Below are 20427 nucleotides of genomic sequence, written 5' to 3'. Positions count from 1 at the left end.
CTGCAAGGGCACGTCAGCAGCGGGACTCCCGCCGTGGGCGGTCCGGCGCTTTCCTGAGGTCATGAACAGGTACTCGGTCGCGGTGCTCGCCTTGATCGCCGTCTGGCCCTTCGGCACCACGGCATCGCTCGAGCGCATGCCCCTCGCCGTGGACGACAAGACCGGCGAGCCGCTGTGGTGGGCGTGGTGAGCGCCACGTCGCGCACGGCCCGTGCCCAGCGACAGCCGTCTCGACGGCGCGAGTCCGGCGCGTGGATCGCCATGGTCCTGGGGGCGCTGACGGTGTTCGGTCCGCTGTCGATGGACCTGTACCTGCCCGTCCTGCCGTCGCTCGCGATCGACCTCGACGGCACCACCTCGTCGGCGCAGCTGACCATGACCGCATGCCTGATCGGCCTCGCAGCCGGGCAGGTGGTCGCCGGCCCGTTGTCCGACAGGTTCGGACGGCGCACCCCGCTGCTGGTCGGGCTGGTGGTCTACACGATCGCCTCGGCGCTGTGCGCGCTGAGCCCGACCATCGAGGTGCTCGTCGGAGCCCGCGTCCTCCAGGGCCTCGCCGGGGGCGCCGGGCTGGTGATCGCGCAGACCGTCGGACGCGACATCTACGAGGGCGCGCGCCTCACGCGCTACTACGCGCGCATCATCGTGATCTCCGGCCTCGCCGCGATCGTCGCACCCGTGCTCGGCGGGTTCCTCGCCGAGCACCTGTCCTGGCGGGGCTTCTTCGTGATCCTCACGGCAGTCGGCGTCCTCGTGACCGCCGCCATCGCGGTCTCGTTCCCCGACACGCTGCCGCGAGACCGTCGCACCAGCGGTGGCCTGAGGCGCATACGCGAACAGCTCGGCGTGCTCGCCCGCGACCGTCTCTATGTCGGCGCGACCGTGTCCAGCTCCCTCACGTCCGCCGCCTACTTCGCGTACCTCGCCGGAGCGCCCTTCATCCTCCAAGGCATCTACGGGCTCGCGCCGTCCACCTTCGCCCTCGTGTTCGGGCTCAACGCCGCCGCATTCGCCGTCGCAGGCTTCTCCGCCGGCCGTCTTGCGGAGCGGGCGGGCGACCGTGCCGTCTTCGCCGTGGGCCTGGCGATCATGATCGCGGGCGGAGCGGCACTGCTCGTCACCGCGCTGTGGCTGCCATCGCTGCCGCTGACCATCACCGCGTTCGTCCTCATCGCCGCCGGGGCAGCGGTGGTGTCGCCCCCGGCGACCACCCTCGCCCTGGTCGACTACCCGCACTTCGCGGGCACCGCATCGTCCATCCTCGGCATGACCCGCTTCGCCGCAGGCGCCGCCGCGGCACCCCTGGCCGGCGTCCTCGGTCCCGAGACTGCGATGCCGACCGCCGTGGTGGTTCTCGTCGCCACCGCAGCGGGCACGGCGGCGTACGGCGCCCTGGTGCGTCGTACACCGCTCCCGGGACCCTAGACGGTGAGCCGCCTCGTGCCACCCTCGTAGGCGACCACGGTGCCGTCGGGCAGGACCGCCTCGACGGGCACCCCGGGAGGCGAGTCGATGTCGAGCACGAAGCCGTCCGCGGAAACGGACCACTCGACCGCGATGCGTCCCACCGGCGACTCGTGGGCCACCTTGACCCAGTCGATCCCGGGACCCGGCTGCGGCTGGATGCGGATCGCCGCGTAGCCGGGCGCGGCGGCGCGGATGCCGCCCACCACCTGGTAGATCCAGTCCGCCACGGCGCCGAGCGCGTAGTGGTTGAAGCTGGTCATCTCGCCCGGGTTGATGGTGCCGTCCGGCAGCATCGAGTCCCAGCGCTCCCAGATGGTGGTCGCGCCCATGGTGACGGCGTAGAGCCAGGACGGGCACTCGGTCTGCAGCAGCAGGGCGTACGCGTCCTCGAGGTAGCCGTTCTCCGACAGCGCCCACGTGACGAACGGCGTGCCCGCGAAGCCGGTGGTGATGATGTGGCCGCGCTCGCGGACCAGCTCGGCGAGCCGTGCCGCGCCCTTGGCCTGCATGTCCTCATCCAGCAGCCCGAAGCAGATCGCCAGTGCGTACACGGTGGTGCAGTCCGACAGGATCACGCCGTCGGCCGCGACGTAGTGCTCGTTGAACGCCGCCCGGGTGCGCGCGGCAAGCGCGTCCCAGCGCTGCGCATCGTCCTCGAGCCCGAGCTCGCGCGCCGTGGTCGCCGCGAACGCCGCCGACCGGTACAGGCATGCGGTCGCGACCACCGAGTTATCGGCTTTGGCCTTGAAGGGCGCCTCCGGCGGCGCGTCGGGGTCGAGCCAGTCGCCGAACTGGAACTGCTCCTCCCACAGCCCGGTGGGGGACAGACGCTTCTCGACGCCCTCGAGGTGGAGCACCATCCCGGGGTAGTACTCGGCGAGGCGGTCGCGATCGCCGTACGCGTGCCATAGCGCCTCGGGCACCCACACCGCGGCATCGCCCCAGATGGCGCTCGGGAACTTGGGGAAGAGGTCGAACACGCCGCCGGTCACGTACTTCAGCGGATCCGGCACCACGTTGGGCACCGCGCCCTCCTGGGCGTGACGGGTCTCCTCGGCGAGGTCGAGCAGCCACTTGTGGAGCATGTCGGCGGTGTCGAACTGGAACGAGGCGGTCGCCGCGAACGCGGACAGGTCGCCCGTCCAGCCCAGGCGCTCGTCGCGCTGCGGGCAGTCGGTGGGGACATCGAGGAAGTTGCCCTTCTGGCCCCAGATCGAGTTGTGGATCAGCTGGTTGACCAGGGGGCTCGAGCATTCGAAGCTCGACGTGGGGCGCATGTCGGAGTGCACCACCACGGCCTCGACAGCGTCGGGGTCGATGTCTCCCGGCCAGCCGGTGACCTCGGCGTAGCGGAAGCCGTGGAACGTGAAGGTGGGCTCGAACACGTCGGTGTCGCCCGAGAGGATGAACCGGTCGGTGGCCTCGGCAGCGCGGAGCGGACGCGTGCCCAGCTCGTCGTGCTCGAGCACCTCGGCGTGGCGCACCGTGATCTCGGTGCCGGCCTCGCCGGCGACGGTGAGGCGCAGCCAGCCCACCAGGTTCTGGCCGAAGTCGATGAGCGTGCGACCGGCGGGGGAGGTCCAGATCGTCACGGGCGCGAGCACCTCGTGGCGCACGATCAGCGGGCCCACCTGGGGCAGCAGGCGCGAGCGGTCGAGCTCGGTCTCGCGCACCACGAGAGTCTCGCCGGCCTCGATGCGCCCGTCGATGGTCTGCCCGTTGTACAGCGAGTTGGCGGTGGTGGACGATGCGCGGGCCGCCCAGGCGGGGGAGGTCGCGACGGTCTGGGTGGTGCCGTCCGCGAAGGTGACCTCGAGCGCGGCAAGCAGCGCGATCTCGTGGCCGTAGTCGACCTTGGCGCCGTCGAAGCCCAGCGCGCCGCGGTACCAGCCGTTGCCCAGGAGGACCTCGAGCTCCACCGCGTCGGGGCCAGCCGCGACCTGCTCGGTGACGTCGAACTCCTGGTACTGGAGGCGCCACTCGTACGAGGTCCAGCCCGGGTTGAGCACCGACTCCGTCGCGGGGATGCCGTTGACGGTGGCCTCGTAGACGCCGTGCGCCGTCGCGACGAGCCGCGCTGCTGCGACCGCCGCCGCGGGCTGGTCCAGCGCGACGCTGGTGGAGAACAGCGGTGCGATGCCACGGTCGGCGACCGCGGTGATGGCGGTGGCATGGGCGAGCAGGTCGGCAGCGGTGACGGTCATGAGAGCTCCGGCGGTCGGGCGCGCTCCGGAGCTCGGGGTGCCACGGCGCATCGCGATTCTTTGAATGATTGAATCGTATCAAGTGGCGGCGAGCCCGAGGGTCGCCACTTTGCGGGCGGTCGGTCCTTGCCGACCGCCGCCCCGCCGACGGAGCACATCGTTCCGGTGAGCGGGGAGGCCGTCGGGCGGTGTGCCTCCCGGCGGGAGGCAGCGGGCACGAACGCGGGCGACTCGGTGACGCCCCGGCCCGTGCGCGACGTGGACCGACACCTGCTCGTGTGAATGCGCTCGTGGGAGCGCGCGCCACGCTCCTCGCATGCGCCCCGGTGGTGGCCGTCGCCGCTGCCGGCCATGGCGGGGCGCAAGAGGCTGCAGTCGCGGCCGGACCCGTGCGCACGCGGTTCCGGTCGGCCGGTGTCGCGTCGCAGGGAGACCCGCCGCGCCCCGGCTGCTAGGAAGGACCCTGTGACCTCGACGCCGATCCTGCCGGGCTTCCACCCCGATCCCTCCATCTGTCGTGTGGGGGATGCCTACTACCTGGCGACCTCGACCTTCGAGTACGTCCCGGGAGTCCCCATCCACCGCTCGATGGACCTGGTGAACTGGGAGCTGGTGGGGCACGCGCTCCCCGACGCCGAGGTGATCCGTGCGCCCCGCGGGGCGGCGGGCGCGAGCACCGGGATCTTCGCGCCCACGTTGCGGCACCACGAGGGCCTGTTCTGGATAGCCACCACGTCGATCGGGCGGCTCGCGGAGGGGCAGCTGATCACGCATGCGACGGACCCCGCGGGGCCGTGGTCCGAGCCCGTCTTCGTGCCGGGCACCCCCGGCATCGATCCCGACCTCGCGTGGCTCGACGACGGCATGTGCCTGCTCACGTGGCGCGGCTTCGATCCTGCCGGGATCCACCAGGTGCCCATCGACCCTCGCAGTGGAGAGCGGCTGGGGGAGGAGGCCGTGGTGTGGACCGGCACAGGGCTCGCCGACACGGAGGGCCCGCACCTGATCCGCCGAGGCGGCTGGTGGTACCTCCTGGTCGCCGAGGGTGGCACCCACCTGGGCCACGGCGTGTCGATCGCGCGCGCCCGCGGCCCTCGCGGACCGTTCGAGCCGCACCCGCTCAACCCGATCTTCAGCCATCGGTCCACCGAGCATCCCGTGCAGGCGGTCGGCCACCCGGACCTGCTGGAGCTCGGCGACGGTACCTGGGCGATGGTGCACCTGGGCATCCGCCAGCAGGGGTCGTTCCCGCGGTTCCACGTGCTGGGCCGCGAGACCTTCCTCGCGGGCATCGACTGGGTCGACGACTGGCCGGTGGTGGTCGAGGGGCGGTTCGAGGCCGTCGAGCGCGATACCTCCTGGTCCGACTCCTTCGCCGGCCAGGGGCTCGACCCTCGCTGGGTCGCGCCCTCCGTCGCGCCCGCATCCTTCGCGGCTGCGGGCCAGGGGCTGCTGCTCGAGTCAGGGCGTCCCGCCTCGGCGGCGGAGCAGGATCGGGTGCTGTGCGCCCGCGTCCTCGACCTCGACTGGGACGCCTCGGCGGGGGTGCGCGACGGCGACGCGTGCCTGTCCGTGCGCCTCGACGCGACGCACTGGTACGGCGTCGAGCTGATCGGCGGCGTGGCGCGGGCCCGCGCGGAGAGCGCGCCCTTCGATCAGGCGGCGGGCGCCCAGGCGGTGGGCCCTGGCGACCGCCTCGCGATCCGGTGTCGACGCAGCACCCCTGCATTGGGCGAGAACGCGGGCCCCGACGTGATCGAGCTCGGCATCGAGCGCGGAGGAGAGCTCGTGGTGCTCGCTGCGCGCGACGGCCGGTACCTGTCGACCGAGGTCGCCGGAGGCTTCACGGGTCGCATGCTCGGCGTGGAGGCGCTCGGAGGCGCTGCGACGATCGCGCAGGTGACGTACAACCGCGCCACCGGGTAGCCCGGCCTTCGAGGCCACCCAGCCACCGCATCGTCCCTCCGGGACCAAAGCCCCTCGCGCACCCTCCGACCGCCTGAAACGATTCAAGACGTGGGCGCGTGTCACCAGCGGCGGGACGCCGCGCGCGGGCCCGGACTGGGAGGTGCAACGTGGCACATCGGATGATCTGGAACCAGACGGCGTACTTCGGTGCCGGCTCCATCGAGGTGATCCCCGGCGAGCTCGAGGCGCGCGGCTTCAGCAAGGCGTTCGTGGTCTCGGACCGCGTGCTGATCGAGACGGGGGTGACCGCCAAGGTCACCGCGCTGCTCGACGCGGCCAGCTTCCCGTACGAGGTCTACAGCGACGTGCTGCCCAACCCGCCGATCGAGAACGTCCAGGCCGGCGTCGAGGCGTTCACGGCCGCGGGCGCGGACGTGCTCATCGCCGTCGGCGGCGGGTCACCGCAGGACACGTGCAAGGCGATCGGCATCATCGTCGCGAACCCCGAGTTCGCGGACGTGCGCTCGCTCGAGGGCGTCGCGCCCACCAAGAACCCGTCGGTACCGATCATCGCGGTGCCCACCACCGCCGGCACCGCCTCCGAGACCACGATCAACTACGTCATCACGGACGTCGAGCGGAACCGCAAGTTCGTCTGCGTGGACCCGCACGACATCCCGATCCTCGCCGTCGTGGACGCGGACATGATGGCGACCGCGCCGCGCGCGCTCAAGGTCGCGACCGGCCTCGACGCGCTCACGCACGCGATCGAGGGCTACACCACCAAGGGCGCGTGGGAGCTGTCCGACCTGTTCCACCTCAAGGCCATCCAGGTGATCGCGGCGTCGCTGCGCGCGGCCGCCGACGGCGACGGCGAGGCGATGGAGCGCATGGCGCTCGCGCAATACATCGCGGGGATGGGCTACTCGAACGTGGGCCTCGGCATCGTGCACGCGATGGCGCACCCGCTGGGCGCGTTCTACTCGGCGCCGCACGGCGTCGCGAACGGCATCCTGCTCGCGCCCGTCATGGCGTTCAACGCGCCCGAGACGGGGGAGAAGTACCGCGACATCGCCGCGGCGTTCGGCGTCGAGGGCGCGTACGCGATGCCGCTCGACGAGGCCCGCGAGGCCGCCGTGGCGGCGGTCGCCACGCTCACCCGCGATCTGGGCAACCCGCTCGGCATCGAAGAGATCGGCGCCAGGGTCGAGGACATCCCGGCGCTCGCGCAGGCCGCGTTCGATGACGTCTGCGCCGGCGGCAACCCGCGCGAGACCACCGTCGCGCAGTTCGAGACGTTGTACCGCTCGCTGCTGGGCGTGACGGTCGGGTAGAGCTTCGTACGTCTCGCGAAGCGGGACGATGCGCGGGAGCCCCGGGCCTGGACGGTCCGGGGCTTCTGTGCGCCCGGGGAATGTGCCGGGGCGGCGGAGGTCCATTGATAGCCCGCGGCAGAGAAGCTGGCGCGGATCGGCGCTGGTGTATCAGCCTGGCGCTCGCCTGCGGCGCGCCCCGCTGCGGCGCGCCCCGCCACCGCCGGGCACGCGAACGGCCCGCGACCCCCGGAGCGGGGATCGCGGGCCGCAGTCGCGGATGGGCGAACTGCTACGCGAGCCAGGGCGAGGCGATCGAGAACGTCTCGGCGACGTCGCGGATCTCCTGCTTGGTGAGGCCCTCGGCGCGGCCGCCGGCCACCAGGTCCATGTACTCGTACTTGGCTCCCGTCTCCGCGTACTCGACGCGGTCGACCGCGCGGTACACGGAGATGTCCGAGCGGGACATGGTGCCGTGCTTGGACCACAGGGTGATCTCGAAGTCGCGCAGGCCCTCGACGTTCGCGCGGCCCATCTCCTCGGAGCCGGGGATGAAGAACGGCAGCACCGCGATGCCCTGCGACAGCGACACGATGCTCTCCGGCTCCCAGCGCAGGATCGCCGCGTTCATCCGCGCGGTGTCGCGGTACGCGGGCACGTGCGAGAGGTAGGTGAGGTGCGGCGGCTGCGCGTGGACCACGGCCTGGAAGTCCACGCCGCGGCGCTCGGCCTGGTCCTGGTGGACCGCGAGGTGGGAGTTGAACTCCGATGTGAGCCGCGCGAAGCGGCGCGTGTTGGACGTGTAGAGCGTTCCCGTGAGCCCGCCCTCGTGGATCTTCACGGCGCCGATCGCGGCGAGCGGCTCGTGCGCGATCTGGCGCAGGCGGCGGCCGGAGCCGGTGGCGAGCACGGTTCCGCCGGCGAGCGCGGGCGCGGGCACCGGGAGCACGATCTCCTCGGCGTTGGGGAAGTGGCGACGTACCTCGACGTCCCACCCCATGTAGACGGAGATGTTGCCGGCGCCGGCCTCGGAGGCCTCGATGTCGCAGATGCGGGCGCCCGCCTCGCCGATCTGGGCGATGATCTCGTCGAGCGTGGGCTTGGGCTGGTCGGTGACGGTCACGGGGTCCTCCAGGGCTCCGGTGCGAGGCTTCAGCGCCCCGCGACTTCAGGTTGTGAAACGATTCAATCACGAGGCGGAGCGCCCCGCGGGTGCCGAAGGTCCCGGATCCCGGGACCCTCGGCGGCGCTCAGGACGACCGGCTGCGCTTCGCGTTCGCGATGAGCGTGGGGGACGATGCGTCGGCCGCCTTGGGTGCGGGCCGTCGCCGGGGCGTGGGCTTGGGGGTCACGAGCGGCGCCACGGGCACCATCCGCTGCAGCTGCGTGACGTGGTCGGGGTTGAGCTCGGCCACCGAGGACACTCCCAGTAGCTTCATGGTGCGGACAACCTCGCGCGACAGGATGTCGATCGCGCGGTCCACGCCCTCGCGTCCGCCGGCCATGAGGCCGTACAGGTACGCGCGGCCCACCAGGGTGAAGTCCGCGCCGCACGCGAGGGCCGCGACGATGTCGGCACCCGCCATGATGCCGGTGTCGAGCACGATGGTGGTCTTGCCGCCCAGCTCCGCCGCCACCGAGGGCAGCAGGCGGAACGGGATCGGGGCGCGGTCGAGCTGGCGCCCGCCGTGGTTCGAGAGCACGATCCCGTCGACGCCGCGATCGACCACGGCCTTCGCGTCGTCGAGCGTCTGGATGCCCTTGACGGCGACCTTGCCCGGCCACTGGTCGCGGATCCACTCGAGGTCGTCGAAGTCGACCGTCGGGTCGAACAGCGAGTCGAGCAGCTCGCCGATGGTGCCGTTCCACTCCGACAACGACGCGAACGTCAGCGGCTCGGTGGTGAGGAAGTTCCACCACCACTCGGGGCGGGGGATCGCGTTCAGCACCGTGCGAGGCGTGAGCTGCGGCGGGATGGTGAAGCCGTTGTAACTGTCCCGCAGTCGCGCGCCGGCGGCGGGCACGTCGACCGTGACGAGCAAGGTGTCGAAGCCCGCGTCGGCGGCGCGCTGCATCAGCTGCATCGACTTGTCGCGGTCCTTCTGCATGTACAGCTGGAACCAGTTGCGGCCGTCGGGGTTGGCATCGCGCACGCCCTCGGGGGAGGTGGTGCCGAGCGTCGACAGCGAGAACGGGATGCCGGCGGCGCCGGCGGCGGAGGCGCCCGCGCGCTCGCCCTCGGCCTGCATCATGCGGGTGAAGCCGGTGGGTGCGATGCCGAACGGCATCGCTGACCGGCCGCCGAAGATCTCCACCGACGTGTCCACCTGGGACACGTCGCGCAGGATCGCGGGGTGGAACTCGATCTCGCGGAACGCGCGGCGCGCGCGGTTGAGCGACAGCTCCTCCTCGGCCGCGCCGTCGGTGTAGTCGAACGCGCCCTTCGGGGTGCGCCGCTTGGCGATCGCGCGGAGGTCCGCGATGGTGTGCGCCTTCGCGAGGCGTCGCTTGCGGCCGTCCAGCTCGAGCGGCTTGAAGCGCACGAGCGGCGCCAGGTCGGCGGGCCGGGGGATCCGGCGCTCCATCTTCATCTCACAGTCCCTTCGGTGTGAACACTCGCGGTTCGAACGTACGCGCGACCAGGTCGCGCAGCGATTCGAGGGATCCCGACACGGCGCCGATCGCGCGGCCCTGGATCAGCACGTTGCCGATCGCGGTGGCCTCGACCGGTCCCGCCATCACGGGCAGTCCGGAGCGGTCCGCCGTGCGCTGGCACAGCAGGTCGTTGAGCGAGCCGCCGCCGGTGATGTGGATGCGGCGCACGTCCTGAGCGGACAGCGCCGCCGCATCGTGCACCGCGTCGGCGAACGCCTGCGCGAGGCTCTCGATGATGCAGCGCGCCGTCTCGGCGCGTGACCCGGGGACCCGGAACCCGCGCGCCCCGAGCCACCCGGCGACCCGGGCCGGCATGTCGCCTGGTGCCATGAACGCCTCGTCGTTCGCGTCGAACACGTCGACCTCGCCCGGGACGGCGGCGGCCTCGGCGAGCAGGCGCTCGAGGTCGACCTTCTCGCCGTCGCGCTCCCACTCGCGGATGGACTCGGACAGGATCCACAGGCCCATGACGTTGTGCAGGAAGCGGGTGCGGCCGTCGACGCCGCCCTCGTTGGTGAAGTTCGCCTCGCGCGCGGCGTCGCTCAGCACGGGCGCTTCGGTCTCGACGCCCACCAGGCCCCACGTGCCGCAGGAGATGTACGCGCCGCCGGGCTCGGTCATCGGTGTCGCGACCACCGCGGACGCGGTGTCGTGGGAGCCGACCGCCACCACCGGCGTGTCGCCAGCGAGGCCGGTGGCCTCGGCGACGTGGGGGAGGACGGTGCCCACGCGCTCGCCCGGCTGGACGATGCGCGGGAACAGTCCGCGCGGCAGGCGAAGCCTGTCCATGAGCTCGCCGTCCCACTCCTTGGTGCTGACGTCGAGGAGCCCCGTGGTGGAGGCGTTGGTCGCCTCCGCCACGGTGGCACCGGTGAGGTAGTACGCCATGAGGTCGGGGACCAGCAGCAGGCGGTCCGCCACGGCGAGCATGCCCGCCTCGCGCTCGACCGCCAACTGGTAGAGCGTGTTGAACGGGAGGAACTGCAGCCCGTTGCGGGCGTAGAGCAGGGAGAACGGCTCGTCGGCATGCACCAGGTCCACGCCGTGAGCGGTGCGCTCGTCCCGGTAGTGGAACGGCTCGCCGAGGACGCGGCCGCCGCGGAGGAGGGCGTAGTCGACGGCCCACGAGTCGATGCCGATGGACCGGATCGCCTCATCCCAGCGGGTGGCCGAGCGCAGCCCGTCGAGCACGTGCGCGTACAGCTCCTGCAGGTTCCAGTGCAGCCCGTCCGGCGTGCGGACCGGGCCGTTGGCGAACCGTCCCACCTGCCGCAGCTCGAGGGTGTCGGGGCCCACCTGCCCGACCATGACGCGACCGGAGGTCGCGCCCAGGTCGACCGCGGCGACCGCGGCGGTCATCGGAGGAAGGCCGCCGCCACGCCTGCGTCCACGGGGATGTGGAGGCCGGTGGTGTGCGACATGTCGGGGCCGGTGATGATGGCCGCGGCGTTAGCGACGTGCTCGGGGAGCACCTCGCGCTTCAGGATGGTGCGCTGAGCGTAGAACTTGCCCAACTCGTCCTCCTCGATCCCGTAGGTCTTGGCGCGGTTCGCGCCCCAGCCGCCGGCGAAGATGCCGGAGCCGCGCACCACGCCGTCGGGGTTGATCCCGTTGACCTTGATGCCGTGCTCGCCCAGCTCGACCGCGAGCAGGCGCACCTGGTGGGCCTGGTCCGCCTTGGTGGCGGAGTAGGCGATGTTGTTCGGGCCCGCGAACACGGAGTTCTTGGACGCGATGTAGACGATGTCGCCGCCCATGCGCTGCGCGATCATGACGCGCGCCGCGGCCTGCGAGACCAGGAAGGATCCCTTGGCCATGACGTCGTGCTGCAGGTCCCAGTCCTTCTCGGTGGTCTCGAGGAGCGGCTTGGACAGCGACAGGCCGGCATTGTTGACCACCAGGTCCACGCCGCCGAAGGCCAGCACGGCCTCGCCCACCGCGGCGGCGATGGCCTCGGGGTCCGCGACGTTGGCGGCGACGCCGATCGCGACATCCGGACCGCCGAGCTCGGCGGCGGCGGCCTGGGCCTTCTCGAGGTCGAGGTCCGCGATGACCACGCACGCGCCCTCCGCCGCGAGCCGGGTGGCGATCGCCTTGCCGATGCCGGACGCGGCGCCGGTGACGAGCGCCACCCGCGTCGCGTGCGACTTCGGCTTGGGCATCCGCTGGAGCTTGGCCTCCTCGAGCGCCCAGTACTCGATGTTGAACTTCTCCGCGTCGGAGATGGGCGAGTACGTGGAGAGCGACTCGGCGCCGCGCATCACGTTGATGGCGTTGATGTAGAACTCGCCCGCCACGCGCGCCGTCTGCGTGTTGGCGCCGAAGGAGAACATCCCGACGCCGGGCACCAGCACGATCGCCGGGTCCGCGCCCCTCATGGCCGGCGACGATGCGTCGGCGTGGGCGTCGTAATAAGCCTGGTAGTCCGCGCGGTAGGCCTCGTGGAGCTCGTGCAGGCGCGCGACGGAATCCTCGATCGAGGCGTCGGCCGGGAGGTCGAGGACCATCGGCTTGACCTTGGTGCGCAGGAAGTGGTCGGGGCAGGAGGTGCCCAGCGCGGCGAGGCGCGGGTGCTCCGCTGCGGCCAGGAAGTCGAGCACCACGGCGTCGTCGGTGAAGTGGCCCACCATCGGGCGGTCGTACGACGCGATGCCGCGGATCACGGGAGCCAGCGCGACCGCCTTGGCCTTCCGCGCATCGTCCCCTAGCGCCCCGTACCCGGGCAGCGCGGGGCCGAACGGCTCCGCCTTGCCGTGCTCGGCGATGTAGCGGGCGGCGGTGTCGATGATCTCGAGCGAGCGCGCCTCGCACTCGTCGGAGGTGTCGCCCCACGCGGTGATGCCGTGGCCGCCGAGCACGCAGCCGATCGCCTGCGGGTTGGCCTCCTTGATCTCCGCGATGTCGAGGCCCAGCTGGAAGCCGGGGCGACGCCACGGCACCCACACCACGCGGTCGCCGAAGATGGTCGCGGTGAGCGCCTCGCCGTCCGCGGCGGTCGCGATCGCGATGCCGGCGTCGGGGTGCAGGTGGTCCACGTGGGCGGCGTCGACGAGGCCGTGCATCGCGGTGTCGATCGAGGGTGCGGCGCCGCCGCGGCCGTGGAGGCAGTAGTCGAACGCGGCGACCATCTCGTCCTCGCGCTCGACGCCCGGGTAGGTGTCGACCAGGCCGCGGAGGCGGTCGAGGCGGAGCACCGCGAGGCCGTTGGTGCCGAGCGTGCCGAGGTCGCCGCCGGAGCCCTTGACCCACACGAGCTCGACCTGCTCGCCGGTGGCGGGGTCGAGGTCGGTGCCCTTGGCGGACGTGTTGCCGCCGGCGTAGTTGGTGTTCTTGGGGTCGGAGCCCAGGCGGTTGGAGCGCGCGATGAGCTGCTCGGGGGTGGTGGTCATGGGGAGGTTCCTTTCCGGGGGAGGAAGCGGGTCAGGCGGCCGGCCCGCTCGCGGCGAGCTGGTCGGCGAGGTTGAAGATCTCGGTGAGCTGCGGCGCGCCCTGGTCGGGGCGGTCGCCGTCGAGCGCGATGAAGAAGGGTGCCATGGTCGCCTCCCACCGCGCGGTGCGGGGGTCGGCGGCCAGGGCCGCGGCGGAGGCGGTGTCGTCGTCGGTCTCGTAGTACCCGACGAGCAGCCCGTCCGGGCGCAGGAACAGCGAGTAGTTCCTGCGCCCGGCGTCGCGGATGGCCTCGAGCATCTCGGGCCACACCGCGCGGTGCGCGTCGACGTACTCCTCCAGGCGATCGGGATTGACCTGGAGGGTGAAGCACACGCGGGCCATGGGTCTCAGGCGCCCCAGCCGGCCTGGACGCCGCCCACGCGGTCGGCGGCGATCTGCGCGAGGTAGCCCGACTCGGCGAAGGCCCTCATCGGGTCGGCGGGCAGGCCGCGCTCCTCGCGGTACGTCGCGAGGTCGGCGCGGACGTCCGTGTAGAAGGCGTCCATCATGATGCCGTTGGCCTTGAGCACGTCGCCCTCGGCCTGCGCGGCGTCGAGCGCGTCGCGGTCGAGCAGCAGCGCGCGGGCCGTCATCTCCTGGACGTTGAGCACCGAGCGGATCTGGCCGGGGATCTTGTCCTCGATGTTGTGGCACTGGTCGAGCATGAACGCCGTGTCGCCGTCCTTGCCGTAGCCGCCGCCGCGCAGCACCTCGACGATGATGCGGAACAGCTGGAACGGGTCGGCGGCGCCCACGATGAGGTCGTCGTCCGCGTAGTTGCGCGAGTTGAAGTCGAAGGACCCGAGCTTGCCCAGGCGCAGCAGCTGCATGACGATGAACTCGATGTTGGTGCTGGGGGCGTGGTGGCCGGTGTCGAGGCACACCGTCGCGCGCTCGCCCAGGGCCGCGCACTGCGCGTAGCTGGTGCCCCAGTCCGGCACGTCCATGTGATAGAACGCCGGCTCGAAGATCTTGTACTCGAGGACAAGGCGCTGGTTCTCGCCGATCCGCTCATAGATCTCCTGGAGCGACTCCTGGAGGCGGTCCTGGCGGCCGCGCATGTCGTCCTGGCCGGCGTAGTTGGTGCCGTCCGCGAGCCAGATCTTGAGGTCGCGGCTGCCGGTGGCGTCCATGATGTCGATGCACTCGAGGTGGTGGTCGATCGCGGTGCGGCGGATCTTCTCGTCGCGGTGCGTGAGGGAGCCGAGCTTGTAGATGTCCGCCTGGAACGTGTTCGAGTTGATGGTGCCGAGCGCGACGCCCAGGTCCTCGGCATGCGTGCGCAGCGCCGAGTAGTCGTCGACCTTGTCCCACGGGATGTGGAGCGCGACGGTGGGGGCGAGGCCGGTGAACCTGTGGACCTGCGCGGCGTCCGCGATCTTCTCGAACGGGTCGCGGGGCGTGCCCGGCGTGCCGAACACCTTGAAGCGGGTGCCGGAGTTGCCAAAGGCCCACGAGGGGAGCTCGATGGCCTGCTCCTCGAGGCGGCTGGCGACGTGACTGCTGAAGGCCATCGTGTCTCTCCTTTGAGGGTGGCGGGGCGGTGGCGCCCCGTGCTGCTGTGAATCGTTTCAAAATCTACGACCCTCGCCGGCCTCGCGTCAAGTCGGGCGGGCCTCCCGGGCGTGTTGGAAGGATTCAGTATTCTGAGACGACCCGGTTGGAGGAGGAGCGATGGCGGTCAGCGTCAAGGAGGTCGCGGCCCGCGCGGGCGTGTCCGTGGGGACCGTGTCGAACGTCCTCAACCGGCCCGAGCACGTCAAGCCCGACACCATCCGCCGCGTGCAGGACGCGATCGCGGAGCTGGGCTACGTCCCCAACAGCGCCGCGCGGCAGCTGCGCGAGGGGCGCAGCCGTTCGCTCGCGCTGGTGGTGCTCGACGTGGGCAACCCGTTCTTCACCGACGTCGCCCGTGGCGCGGAGGCGCGCGCCGCGGAGGACGGCCTCACGCTGTTCCTCGCGAACTCCGACGACTCGACCGACCGCGAGGCGCTCCACCTCGACGTGTTCGCGCAGCAGCGCGTGGGCGGCGTGCTGGTCTCGCCCGTGGGCGAGGACCTGTCGCGGCTCGAGACCATGCGCGGGCACGGCATCCCGGTGGTGCTGGTGGACCGCGAGGCGGGGGAGTCCGCGTTCTCCTCGGTCTCCGTCGACGACAAGGCCGGAGGCGCGCTCGCGGCGCGGCACCTGCTCGACACCGGGCGGCGCCACCTCGCCTTCGTGGGCGGCCCCTTGCGCATCCGTCAGGTCGCCGACCGCTTCGAGGGCGCGTCCTCCGTGGTCGCAACCGTCCCGGAGGCGAGCCTGCGCCTGTTCGGCACCGACGAGATGACGCTCGACGAGGGTCGCCGCGTGGGCGAGGCGCTGGTCCCGCTCATCACGGATGGCCGCGTCGACGGGATCGTGGCGGCGAACGACCTTCTCGCGATCGGCATCCAGCGGGCGCTGCTGTTCGCGGACCAGCCCGTCCGCATGCCCGAGGACGTGGGCCTCGTGGGCTACGACGACATCGCCTTCGCGGCCTCCGCGGTGGTGCCCATCTCCTCGGTGCGCCAGCCGAGCGCGCTCATCGGCTCCACCGCGGTCGAGCTGATCCTCGAGGCCGCCGACGGGGCCGCGCCCCGCCAGGTGGTGTTCGAGCCGGACCTGGTGGTGCGCGCCTCGACGGTGGGCTGACCCTCCGTTGCTCGGGCCCTCAGACCAGGCGCTCGCCGTCGCCGTGGATCTGACGGTGCAGGCGCGCCATCCGCGCGTCGAGCTCCGCGGCCGTCGCCGCGGCCTCGCGCAGCTCCTCGGTGAGGCGCGACGGCACGGACGCGTCGTACTTGTAGTAGATCCGGTGCTCGAGGCTCGCCCAGAAGTCCATCGCGATGGTGCGGAACTGCACCTCGACGGTCACCGCGGTGGTGCCGGTGGAGAGGAACACGGGGATCTCGATGATCGCGTGCAGGCTCTGGTAGCCGTTGGGCTTCGGGGTCGCGATGTAGTCCTTGACCTCGAGCACGCGGATGTCGTCCTGCCGCGTGAGCAGCTCGAACAGCCGGTAGACGTCCGTCACGAACGCGCACGTCACGCGCACGCCGGCGATGTCGGTGATGTGCGCACGGATGGCCTCGAGGTCCCGGGACAGCCCCTTGCGCGCGACCTTGTCGAGCAGGCTCTCCGGCGACTTCACGCGGCTCGACACGTGCTCGATCGGGTTGTAGTCGTGCAGCTCGAGGAACTCGTCGCGCAGGATCGACAGCTTGGTCTCCACCTCACGCAGTCCGAACTCGTACTGCAGCAGGAACCGCTGGATGTCCTTGCGCATGATGCGGACCTGGTCCGGGGACAGCGGCGCCACGTTCGCGCGCGCCAGCGCCGTCATGCTCTCGAACGGTGTGGCCTCGGTCATCGTGTCCCTGTCGTCGGCGGCGTGGGCGGGTGCGTCCGTAGGTTCTGACGCGCGCGGGCCGCGTGGGGTTCCCGGGGACGATGCGCACGCTAGGTTGGCGCACATGACCTCCCTGATCGGCCGGTTGCCCAGGCCCGCGACCGAGCGAGGGCGCGACGCGGTGGGGGCGGCGATCCTCGCGCTGGTGATCCTCGCGATCAGCGTCGCGGACGAGGGCATCGCCGGCCTGGTGACCGTCGAGATCGCTGCCGCGCTGGTCGCGTGCGCCGCGCTTGTGTGGCGCCGTTCGGCCGATCTCTGGGTGCTGGCGGTCACGGGCGCGGCGTTCGTGGCCGCGAGCCTGGTGACGGGGTCCGTCGCCAACGCGCTGCTCGCGGTGCTGGTGGCGGTGTACACGGTCGCATCCCGCTCCGCGCACATCCCTGTCGCCCTCGCGGTCGGGGCGCTGGCGGTGATCGGGGTGGGCGGAACGGTGGCGCTGGCTGGCGGCGTCGGCCCCGCGGACTCCCTGGTGGTCTCGGGCGAGATCTGGGTCGCGCTCGCCGTGGTGATCGGGATCGCGATGAACCTGTACCGGCGCTCGCTGGAGCAGGAGCGCGAGCGGGCCCGGCAGGCGGAGGCCGCCAGGGACGCGCTCGCGCGCACCAAGGTCGCCGAGGAGCGGCTGCGCATCGCGCGCGAGCTGCACGACGCGGTCGGGCATCACATCGCCGTGATGAACGTCCAGGCGGGCGTCGCGGAGGCGCTGCTCGAGTCCAGCCCGGACCGCGCGGCCGAGGCGCTCGGCCGGGTCCAGGACGCCGGCGCACGCGTGCTCGAGGAGCTGCCCGTGATGCTGCGCGTGCTCCGCCAGGGCGAGGACGAGGACAGCCACCCCGTGGCCGGCCTGGCCGCGGTGGGCGAGCTCCTCGAGCAGGCGCGCGACGCGGGGCTCGACGTCACCTACGAGCGTCGCGACCTGCACGTCGACCTGCCCGCCGCGACAGACCACGCCGCCTACCGCATCGTCCAGGAGGCCCTGAGCAACGCCCGCCGGTACGGGACGGGGCACGCCGCCGTGACGGTGACGGCGGACACGTCGGCGCTGGTGATCGAGGTGCGCAACGGGGTCTCGGGCGCGCACGGCGAGGGCTCGGGGTTCGGGCTCGTGGGCATGCGCGAGCGGGCGGACGCCGCGGGCGGCACGGTCGAGGCCGCGCCCGACGGGGACGAGTTCGTGGTGCGGGCGGAGCTCCCCACCCGAGGAGGAGGCGAAGGATGACCATCCGCGTGGTGGTGGTGGACGACCAGGTGCTGATCCGCGGCGGATTCGTCGCGATCATCGGCACGGCCGAGGACATCGAGGTGGTCGGCGAGGCGGCCGACGGCGCCGAGGCGCTGGCGGTGATCCGCGAGGTGCGCCCCGACGTGGTGCTCATGGACATCCGGATGCCCGGCATGGACGGGCTCGAGGCGACCGAGGCGATCGCTGCGGACCCCGAGCTCACCGAGGTCCGGATCGTGGTCCTCACCACCTTCGAGGAGGAGCAGTACGTGCTGCGCGCGCTGCGCGGCGGGGCGAGCGGATTCCTGGGCAAGGGGGTGCGTCCCGCCGAGCTGCTAGGCGCGATCCGCACCATCGCGGCGGGGGAGGAGCTGCTGTCCGCCGCCGCGACCCGGGCCGTGATCTCGCACGTCGCCGAGGACCGGGTCCAGCCGTCCGTCGACGGCGAGCGGTTCCGGTACCTCACGGAGCGCGAGCGGGAGGTGGTGCTGCTGGTCGCGCAGGGCCTGAGCAACGAGGACATCGCGACGCGGCTGTTCGTCACGCCGTTGACGGCGAAGACCCACGTCAACCGCGCCATGACCAAGGTGGGGGCGCGCGACCGGGCCCAGCTGGTGGTCGCCGCGTACCAGGCGGGCCTCGCCGGGGACTGAACCCCCGCATCGTCCCTACCGCGATCGCAGTACGCGCAAGTGTCTGCGTCTGCCAGATTCCGCGCGGGCACGCGCACGGAAGGCTGAAGTCATCACCGAACAAGGAGATGACATGAGCGCCAACCCCGTGGCGACCACCCCCACCGCAGGCTCCAGCAAGCCGGACCTCCCGCTTTACGACGGACCCTTCGCGATCGACGGTCGCGGGTGGCTCGTGGTGGTCGCGGCATGCGCCGTCGCCTTCGCCCAGCTGGTCCTGCTGCCCCTGCCGGGCAGCCCGATGGCCCAGCAGTGGGTGCACGCGATCCTGCTCCCCGCGATCCCGCTCGCGGCGCTCGCGTGGGCGGCGCCGCGCGGTTGGACCGGCATCTTCCGCAAGGTCGGGCCGCGACAGGTCGCGCAGATGCTCGGCTTCGGCGTCCTCAACCTCACGGTCACCTTCGGCGTCGCGATCGGCCTCAACGGCCTGATCGGCGGCAACGCCAACCCGGCCGGCGACATCCTCGGGGACGCGTCCGCGGGCGAGCGCGTGCAGTTCTTCCTCGCGAGCATCCCGCAGCTGCTGGGTGAGGAGCTCATCACCATCCTGCCGCTGCTCGCGATCCTCTCGGTGCTGGTGTGCCGCTTCGGGTGGACGCGCCGCGCGGCGCTCGCGACCGCGTGGATCGGGACGGCCGTGATGTTCGGGCTGCTGCACCTGCCCACCTACGACTGGAACATCCTGCAGTGCCTGCTCTACATCGGGCTCGCCCGGGTGTTCCTCACCCTCGCCTACGTGGTCACCCGCAACCTATGGGTGTCTACCGGAGCGCACATCGTGAACGACTGGACCATGTTCTCCGTCCCGATGCTGCTCAGCGGCGCGGCGCTGATCTGACGCCCGCGCTTCTCAGTCTCTTCCACCCCACACCACCACCGCGGCGCCATCCCTGCCGCACGCAACAAAGGAGAACGGCCATGAGCCGCAGCACCACCCGCCGGGTGATCCCCGGCATCGTCACCCTCGGACTCGCCGCCGGCGCGGTCCTCACCCCCAACGCCGCGTTCGCCGCGCCCGTCGCCACCGACGCGGGCACGGCCCCCGCCGCGGCCACCCAGGGCACGGTCTCCGTGGTCGGCATCGGGCTCGGCGCCGTCCTGGTCACCAACCCGACCGATGGTGCGATCGACGTCATCGCCAAGGTAGTGGGGTCGGATGGCGCGGTCAGCTCGCCTCTGATCGACACCGTCGCGGCCCGCGCCACGCGCGCTGTCGAGCTTCCCGACTTCGCCCGCTACTTAGGCGAGGGCCAGACCGTCCAGGTGGTCACGCTGCGTCTGCTGAACCAGTTCGAGCTGGAGCTCGCCACGCTCGACCTGCCCTCCGGCATCCCCGTGGTGACCCCGGAACCGCAGCCGGCGAGGACGCCCGAGATCGACCACTCTCGCCTCACCTCGACCGACTCCGTTCCGCCGCGGGTCCCGCAGTCCACGCCGGTCTCGACGTCGCAGGCCACGCCTGAGCGCCCGTCCGCGACGAACGTGCCGCAGCAGCCCGCGCGGCCGCAGGCCACGCCCGCCGTGACGCCGCACGCCACCCCCGAGCCGGAGTCCTCGCTGACCGTGGTGACCGAGGCGGTGCCGCCGCTGCTCCCGCAGGGCGTGCCGACCGCGACCCCGGGTCAGCCGATCGAGGAGTTCGCGAACTTCTCTGTCATCACCGACGCGGTGGCCCCCGAGCTCACGCCCGCGGTGCCGCAGACCCTGGTGCCCGTGGAGGAGTCCACCAGCGTCACCATCCCGCTCGAGTCCACCTCGACCGGTTCCCAGACCCCGTCCGTCGCGGTCCAGCAGACCCCCATCCCTGCTACTGCGACGGGCGGCTCCAGCGTCGTCGACAACGGCGTCGACGACTCCACCGTGTCGGCTTCGGGGGGCGCCGACACTCCCCAGGTCGCGGCCGCCGCTCAGTCCGAGCGCACCGGAGGGGATGCTCCCGCCGCGACGCTGTCGCACACTGGTGTCGATGACTCCACGCTCGCCCTCGGTGGTGCGGGGCTCGGCGCGGTGATCCTCGGAGGGGCGCTGCTCGCGCTCCGTCGGGTGCGTGGCTGACCGCCACGCGATCACGCCGCGGTGCGGCACCAGAGGCCTCGGGGAA

17 protein-coding genes are annotated in these 20427 nt (G+C 71.9%); 9 read left to right on the top strand and 8 right to left on the bottom strand.

The window, feature by feature from the left end:
- Positions 1–61 precede the first annotated feature (61 nt).
- Together AOM05_RS14685 and AOM05_RS07585 are read left to right on the top strand one after the other, a co-directional pair.
- Positions 62–190 carry a hypothetical protein gene (locus AOM05_RS14685; RefSeq protein WP_267127697.1) on the top strand — a complete coding sequence of 43 codons (129 nt, stop codon included), beginning with the start codon at positions 62–64 and terminating at the stop codon, positions 188–190.
- Positions 187–1425: a multidrug effflux MFS transporter gene (locus tag AOM05_RS07585; RefSeq protein WP_228373238.1), complete on the top strand. Its 1239-nt coding sequence runs from the start codon at positions 187–189 to the stop codon at positions 1423–1425. The genes AOM05_RS14685 and AOM05_RS07585 overlap by 4 nt, the downstream gene beginning before the upstream one ends.
- Here AOM05_RS07585 and AOM05_RS07580 read toward each other — a convergent pair.
- Positions 1422–3671 carry an alpha-L-rhamnosidase gene (locus tag AOM05_RS07580; RefSeq protein ID WP_062521483.1) on the bottom strand — a complete coding sequence of 750 codons (2250 nt, stop codon included), beginning with the start codon at positions 3669–3671 and terminating at the stop codon, positions 1422–1424. The genes AOM05_RS07585 and AOM05_RS07580 overlap by 4 nt on opposite strands.
- A gap of 465 nt (positions 3672–4136) precedes the next feature.
- Here AOM05_RS07580 and AOM05_RS07575 point away from each other — a divergent pair, with 465 nt between their 5' ends.
- Positions 4137–5597 carry a glycoside hydrolase family 43 protein gene (locus tag AOM05_RS07575; protein WP_062520914.1) on the top strand — a complete coding sequence of 487 codons (1461 nt, stop codon included), beginning with the start codon at positions 4137–4139 and terminating at the stop codon, positions 5595–5597.
- A 149-nt stretch (positions 5598–5746) separates the two neighbouring features.
- Positions 5747–6913 (top strand): lactaldehyde reductase, encoded by a 1167-nt coding sequence (gene fucO, locus AOM05_RS07570; RefSeq protein WP_062520912.1) that lies wholly within the window; start codon positions 5747–5749, stop codon positions 6911–6913.
- 271 nt (positions 6914–7184) lie between these two features.
- Here the strand turns inward: fucO and AOM05_RS07565 are convergent, their stop codons facing one another.
- The 6 genes from AOM05_RS07565 to rhaI all read right to left on the bottom strand — a co-directional run bounded on the left by AOM05_RS07565 (position 7185) and on the right by rhaI (position 14490).
- Positions 7185–8015 carry a class II aldolase/adducin family protein gene (locus AOM05_RS07565; RefSeq protein WP_062520911.1) on the bottom strand — a complete coding sequence of 277 codons (831 nt, stop codon included), beginning with the start codon at positions 8013–8015 and terminating at the stop codon, positions 7185–7187.
- A gap of 127 nt (positions 8016–8142) precedes the next feature.
- The gene (locus AOM05_RS07560; protein WP_082097396.1) at positions 8143–9477 is read right to left on the bottom strand and encodes an alpha-hydroxy acid oxidase; all 1335 of its coding nucleotides are present in this window, start codon (positions 9475–9477) and stop codon (positions 8143–8145) included.
- A gap of 7 nt (positions 9478–9484) precedes the next feature.
- Entirely contained in the window at positions 9485–10906 is a 1422-nt protein-coding gene (locus AOM05_RS07555; protein WP_062520909.1) for a rhamnulokinase, read from the bottom strand.
- On the bottom strand, positions 10903–12936 hold the full coding sequence (locus AOM05_RS07550) for a bifunctional rhamnulose-1-phosphate aldolase/short-chain dehydrogenase (RefSeq protein ID WP_062520907.1): 2034 nt from the start codon (positions 12934–12936) through the stop codon (positions 10903–10905). The genes AOM05_RS07555 and AOM05_RS07550 overlap by 4 nt, the downstream gene beginning before the upstream one ends.
- A gap of 31 nt (positions 12937–12967) precedes the next feature.
- Positions 12968–13318 (bottom strand): L-rhamnose mutarotase, encoded by a 351-nt coding sequence (locus AOM05_RS07545; RefSeq protein WP_062520905.1) that lies wholly within the window; start codon positions 13316–13318, stop codon positions 12968–12970.
- A gap of 5 nt (positions 13319–13323) precedes the next feature.
- Positions 13324–14490 carry an L-rhamnose isomerase gene (gene rhaI, locus AOM05_RS07540; RefSeq protein ID WP_062520904.1) on the bottom strand — a complete coding sequence of 389 codons (1167 nt, stop codon included), beginning with the start codon at positions 14488–14490 and terminating at the stop codon, positions 13324–13326.
- 160 nt (positions 14491–14650) lie between these two features.
- Here rhaI and AOM05_RS07535 point away from each other — a divergent pair, with 160 nt between their 5' ends.
- Positions 14651–15652, top strand: coding sequence for a LacI family DNA-binding transcriptional regulator (locus AOM05_RS07535; RefSeq protein WP_062520902.1), 1002 nt, complete (start codon positions 14651–14653; stop codon positions 15650–15652).
- Between the two features lie 19 nt (positions 15653–15671).
- On the opposite strand, the gene AOM05_RS07530 is transcribed toward AOM05_RS07535, so the two are convergent.
- Entirely contained in the window at positions 15672–16370 is a 699-nt protein-coding gene (locus tag AOM05_RS07530) for a GTP pyrophosphokinase (protein ID WP_082097395.1), read from the bottom strand.
- 103 nt (positions 16371–16473) lie between these two features.
- On the opposite strand from AOM05_RS07530, the gene AOM05_RS07525 reads away from it, so the two are divergent.
- The 4 genes from AOM05_RS07525 (at position 16474) to AOM05_RS07510 (ending at position 20381) form a co-directional block, all read left to right on the top strand.
- Positions 16474–17631: a sensor histidine kinase gene (locus AOM05_RS07525; protein WP_062520900.1), complete on the top strand. Its 1158-nt coding sequence runs from the start codon at positions 16474–16476 to the stop codon at positions 17629–17631.
- The gene (locus AOM05_RS07520; protein ID WP_062520898.1) at positions 17628–18287 is read left to right on the top strand and encodes a response regulator; all 660 of its coding nucleotides are present in this window, start codon (positions 17628–17630) and stop codon (positions 18285–18287) included. Before AOM05_RS07525 ends, AOM05_RS07520 begins: the two co-directional genes overlap by 4 nt.
- Positions 18288–18399: 112 nt before the next feature.
- The gene (locus AOM05_RS07515) at positions 18400–19164 is read left to right on the top strand and encodes a CPBP family intramembrane glutamic endopeptidase (RefSeq protein ID WP_062520897.1); all 765 of its coding nucleotides are present in this window, start codon (positions 18400–18402) and stop codon (positions 19162–19164) included.
- Between the two features lie 80 nt (positions 19165–19244).
- Positions 19245–20381 carry a hypothetical protein gene (locus AOM05_RS07510; protein ID WP_062520895.1) on the top strand — a complete coding sequence of 379 codons (1137 nt, stop codon included), beginning with the start codon at positions 19245–19247 and terminating at the stop codon, positions 20379–20381.
- Positions 20382–20427 lie beyond the last annotated feature (46 nt).

The organism is Demequina silvatica (assembly GCF_000971215.1).
Taxonomy (GTDB): domain Bacteria; phylum Actinomycetota; class Actinomycetes; order Actinomycetales; family Demequinaceae; genus Demequina; species Demequina silvatica.
The sequence above is the reverse complement of the archived record's forward strand: the minus strand, read 5'-3'. Positions and strand labels throughout refer to the sequence as shown.

Coding starts and splice junctions, on each gene's coding strand:
- AOM05_RS07560 (WP_082097396.1), bottom strand. CDS start 9,477: ATGGAGCGCCGGATCCCCCGGCCCGCCGACCTGGCGCCGCTCGTGCGC.
- AOM05_RS07510 (WP_062520895.1), top strand. CDS start 19,245: ATGAGCCGCAGCACCACCCGCCGGGTGATCCCCGGCATCGTCACCCTC.
- AOM05_RS07520 (WP_062520898.1), top strand. CDS start 17,628: ATGACCATCCGCGTGGTGGTGGTGGACGACCAGGTGCTGATCCGCGGC.
- rhaI (WP_062520904.1), bottom strand. CDS start 14,490: ATGGCCTTCAGCAGTCACGTCGCCAGCCGCCTCGAGGAGCAGGCCATC.
- AOM05_RS07535 (WP_062520902.1), top strand. CDS start 14,651: ATGGCGGTCAGCGTCAAGGAGGTCGCGGCCCGCGCGGGCGTGTCCGTG.
- AOM05_RS07515 (WP_062520897.1), top strand. CDS start 18,400: ATGAGCGCCAACCCCGTGGCGACCACCCCCACCGCAGGCTCCAGCAAG.
- AOM05_RS07545 (WP_062520905.1), bottom strand. CDS start 13,318: ATGGCCCGCGTGTGCTTCACCCTCCAGGTCAATCCCGATCGCCTGGAG.
- AOM05_RS07555 (WP_062520909.1), bottom strand. CDS start 10,906: ATGACCGCCGCGGTCGCCGCGGTCGACCTGGGCGCGACCTCCGGTCGC.
- AOM05_RS07550 (WP_062520907.1), bottom strand. CDS start 12,936: ATGACCACCACCCCCGAGCAGCTCATCGCGCGCTCCAACCGCCTGGGC.
- AOM05_RS07580 (WP_062521483.1), bottom strand. CDS start 3,671: ATGACCGTCACCGCTGCCGACCTGCTCGCCCATGCCACCGCCATCACC.
- AOM05_RS07525 (WP_062520900.1), top strand. CDS start 16,474: ATGACCTCCCTGATCGGCCGGTTGCCCAGGCCCGCGACCGAGCGAGGG.
- AOM05_RS07530 (WP_082097395.1), bottom strand. CDS start 16,370: ATGACCGAGGCCACACCGTTCGAGAGCATGACGGCGCTGGCGCGCGCG.
- AOM05_RS14685 (WP_267127697.1), top strand. CDS start 62: ATGAACAGGTACTCGGTCGCGGTGCTCGCCTTGATCGCCGTCTGGCCC.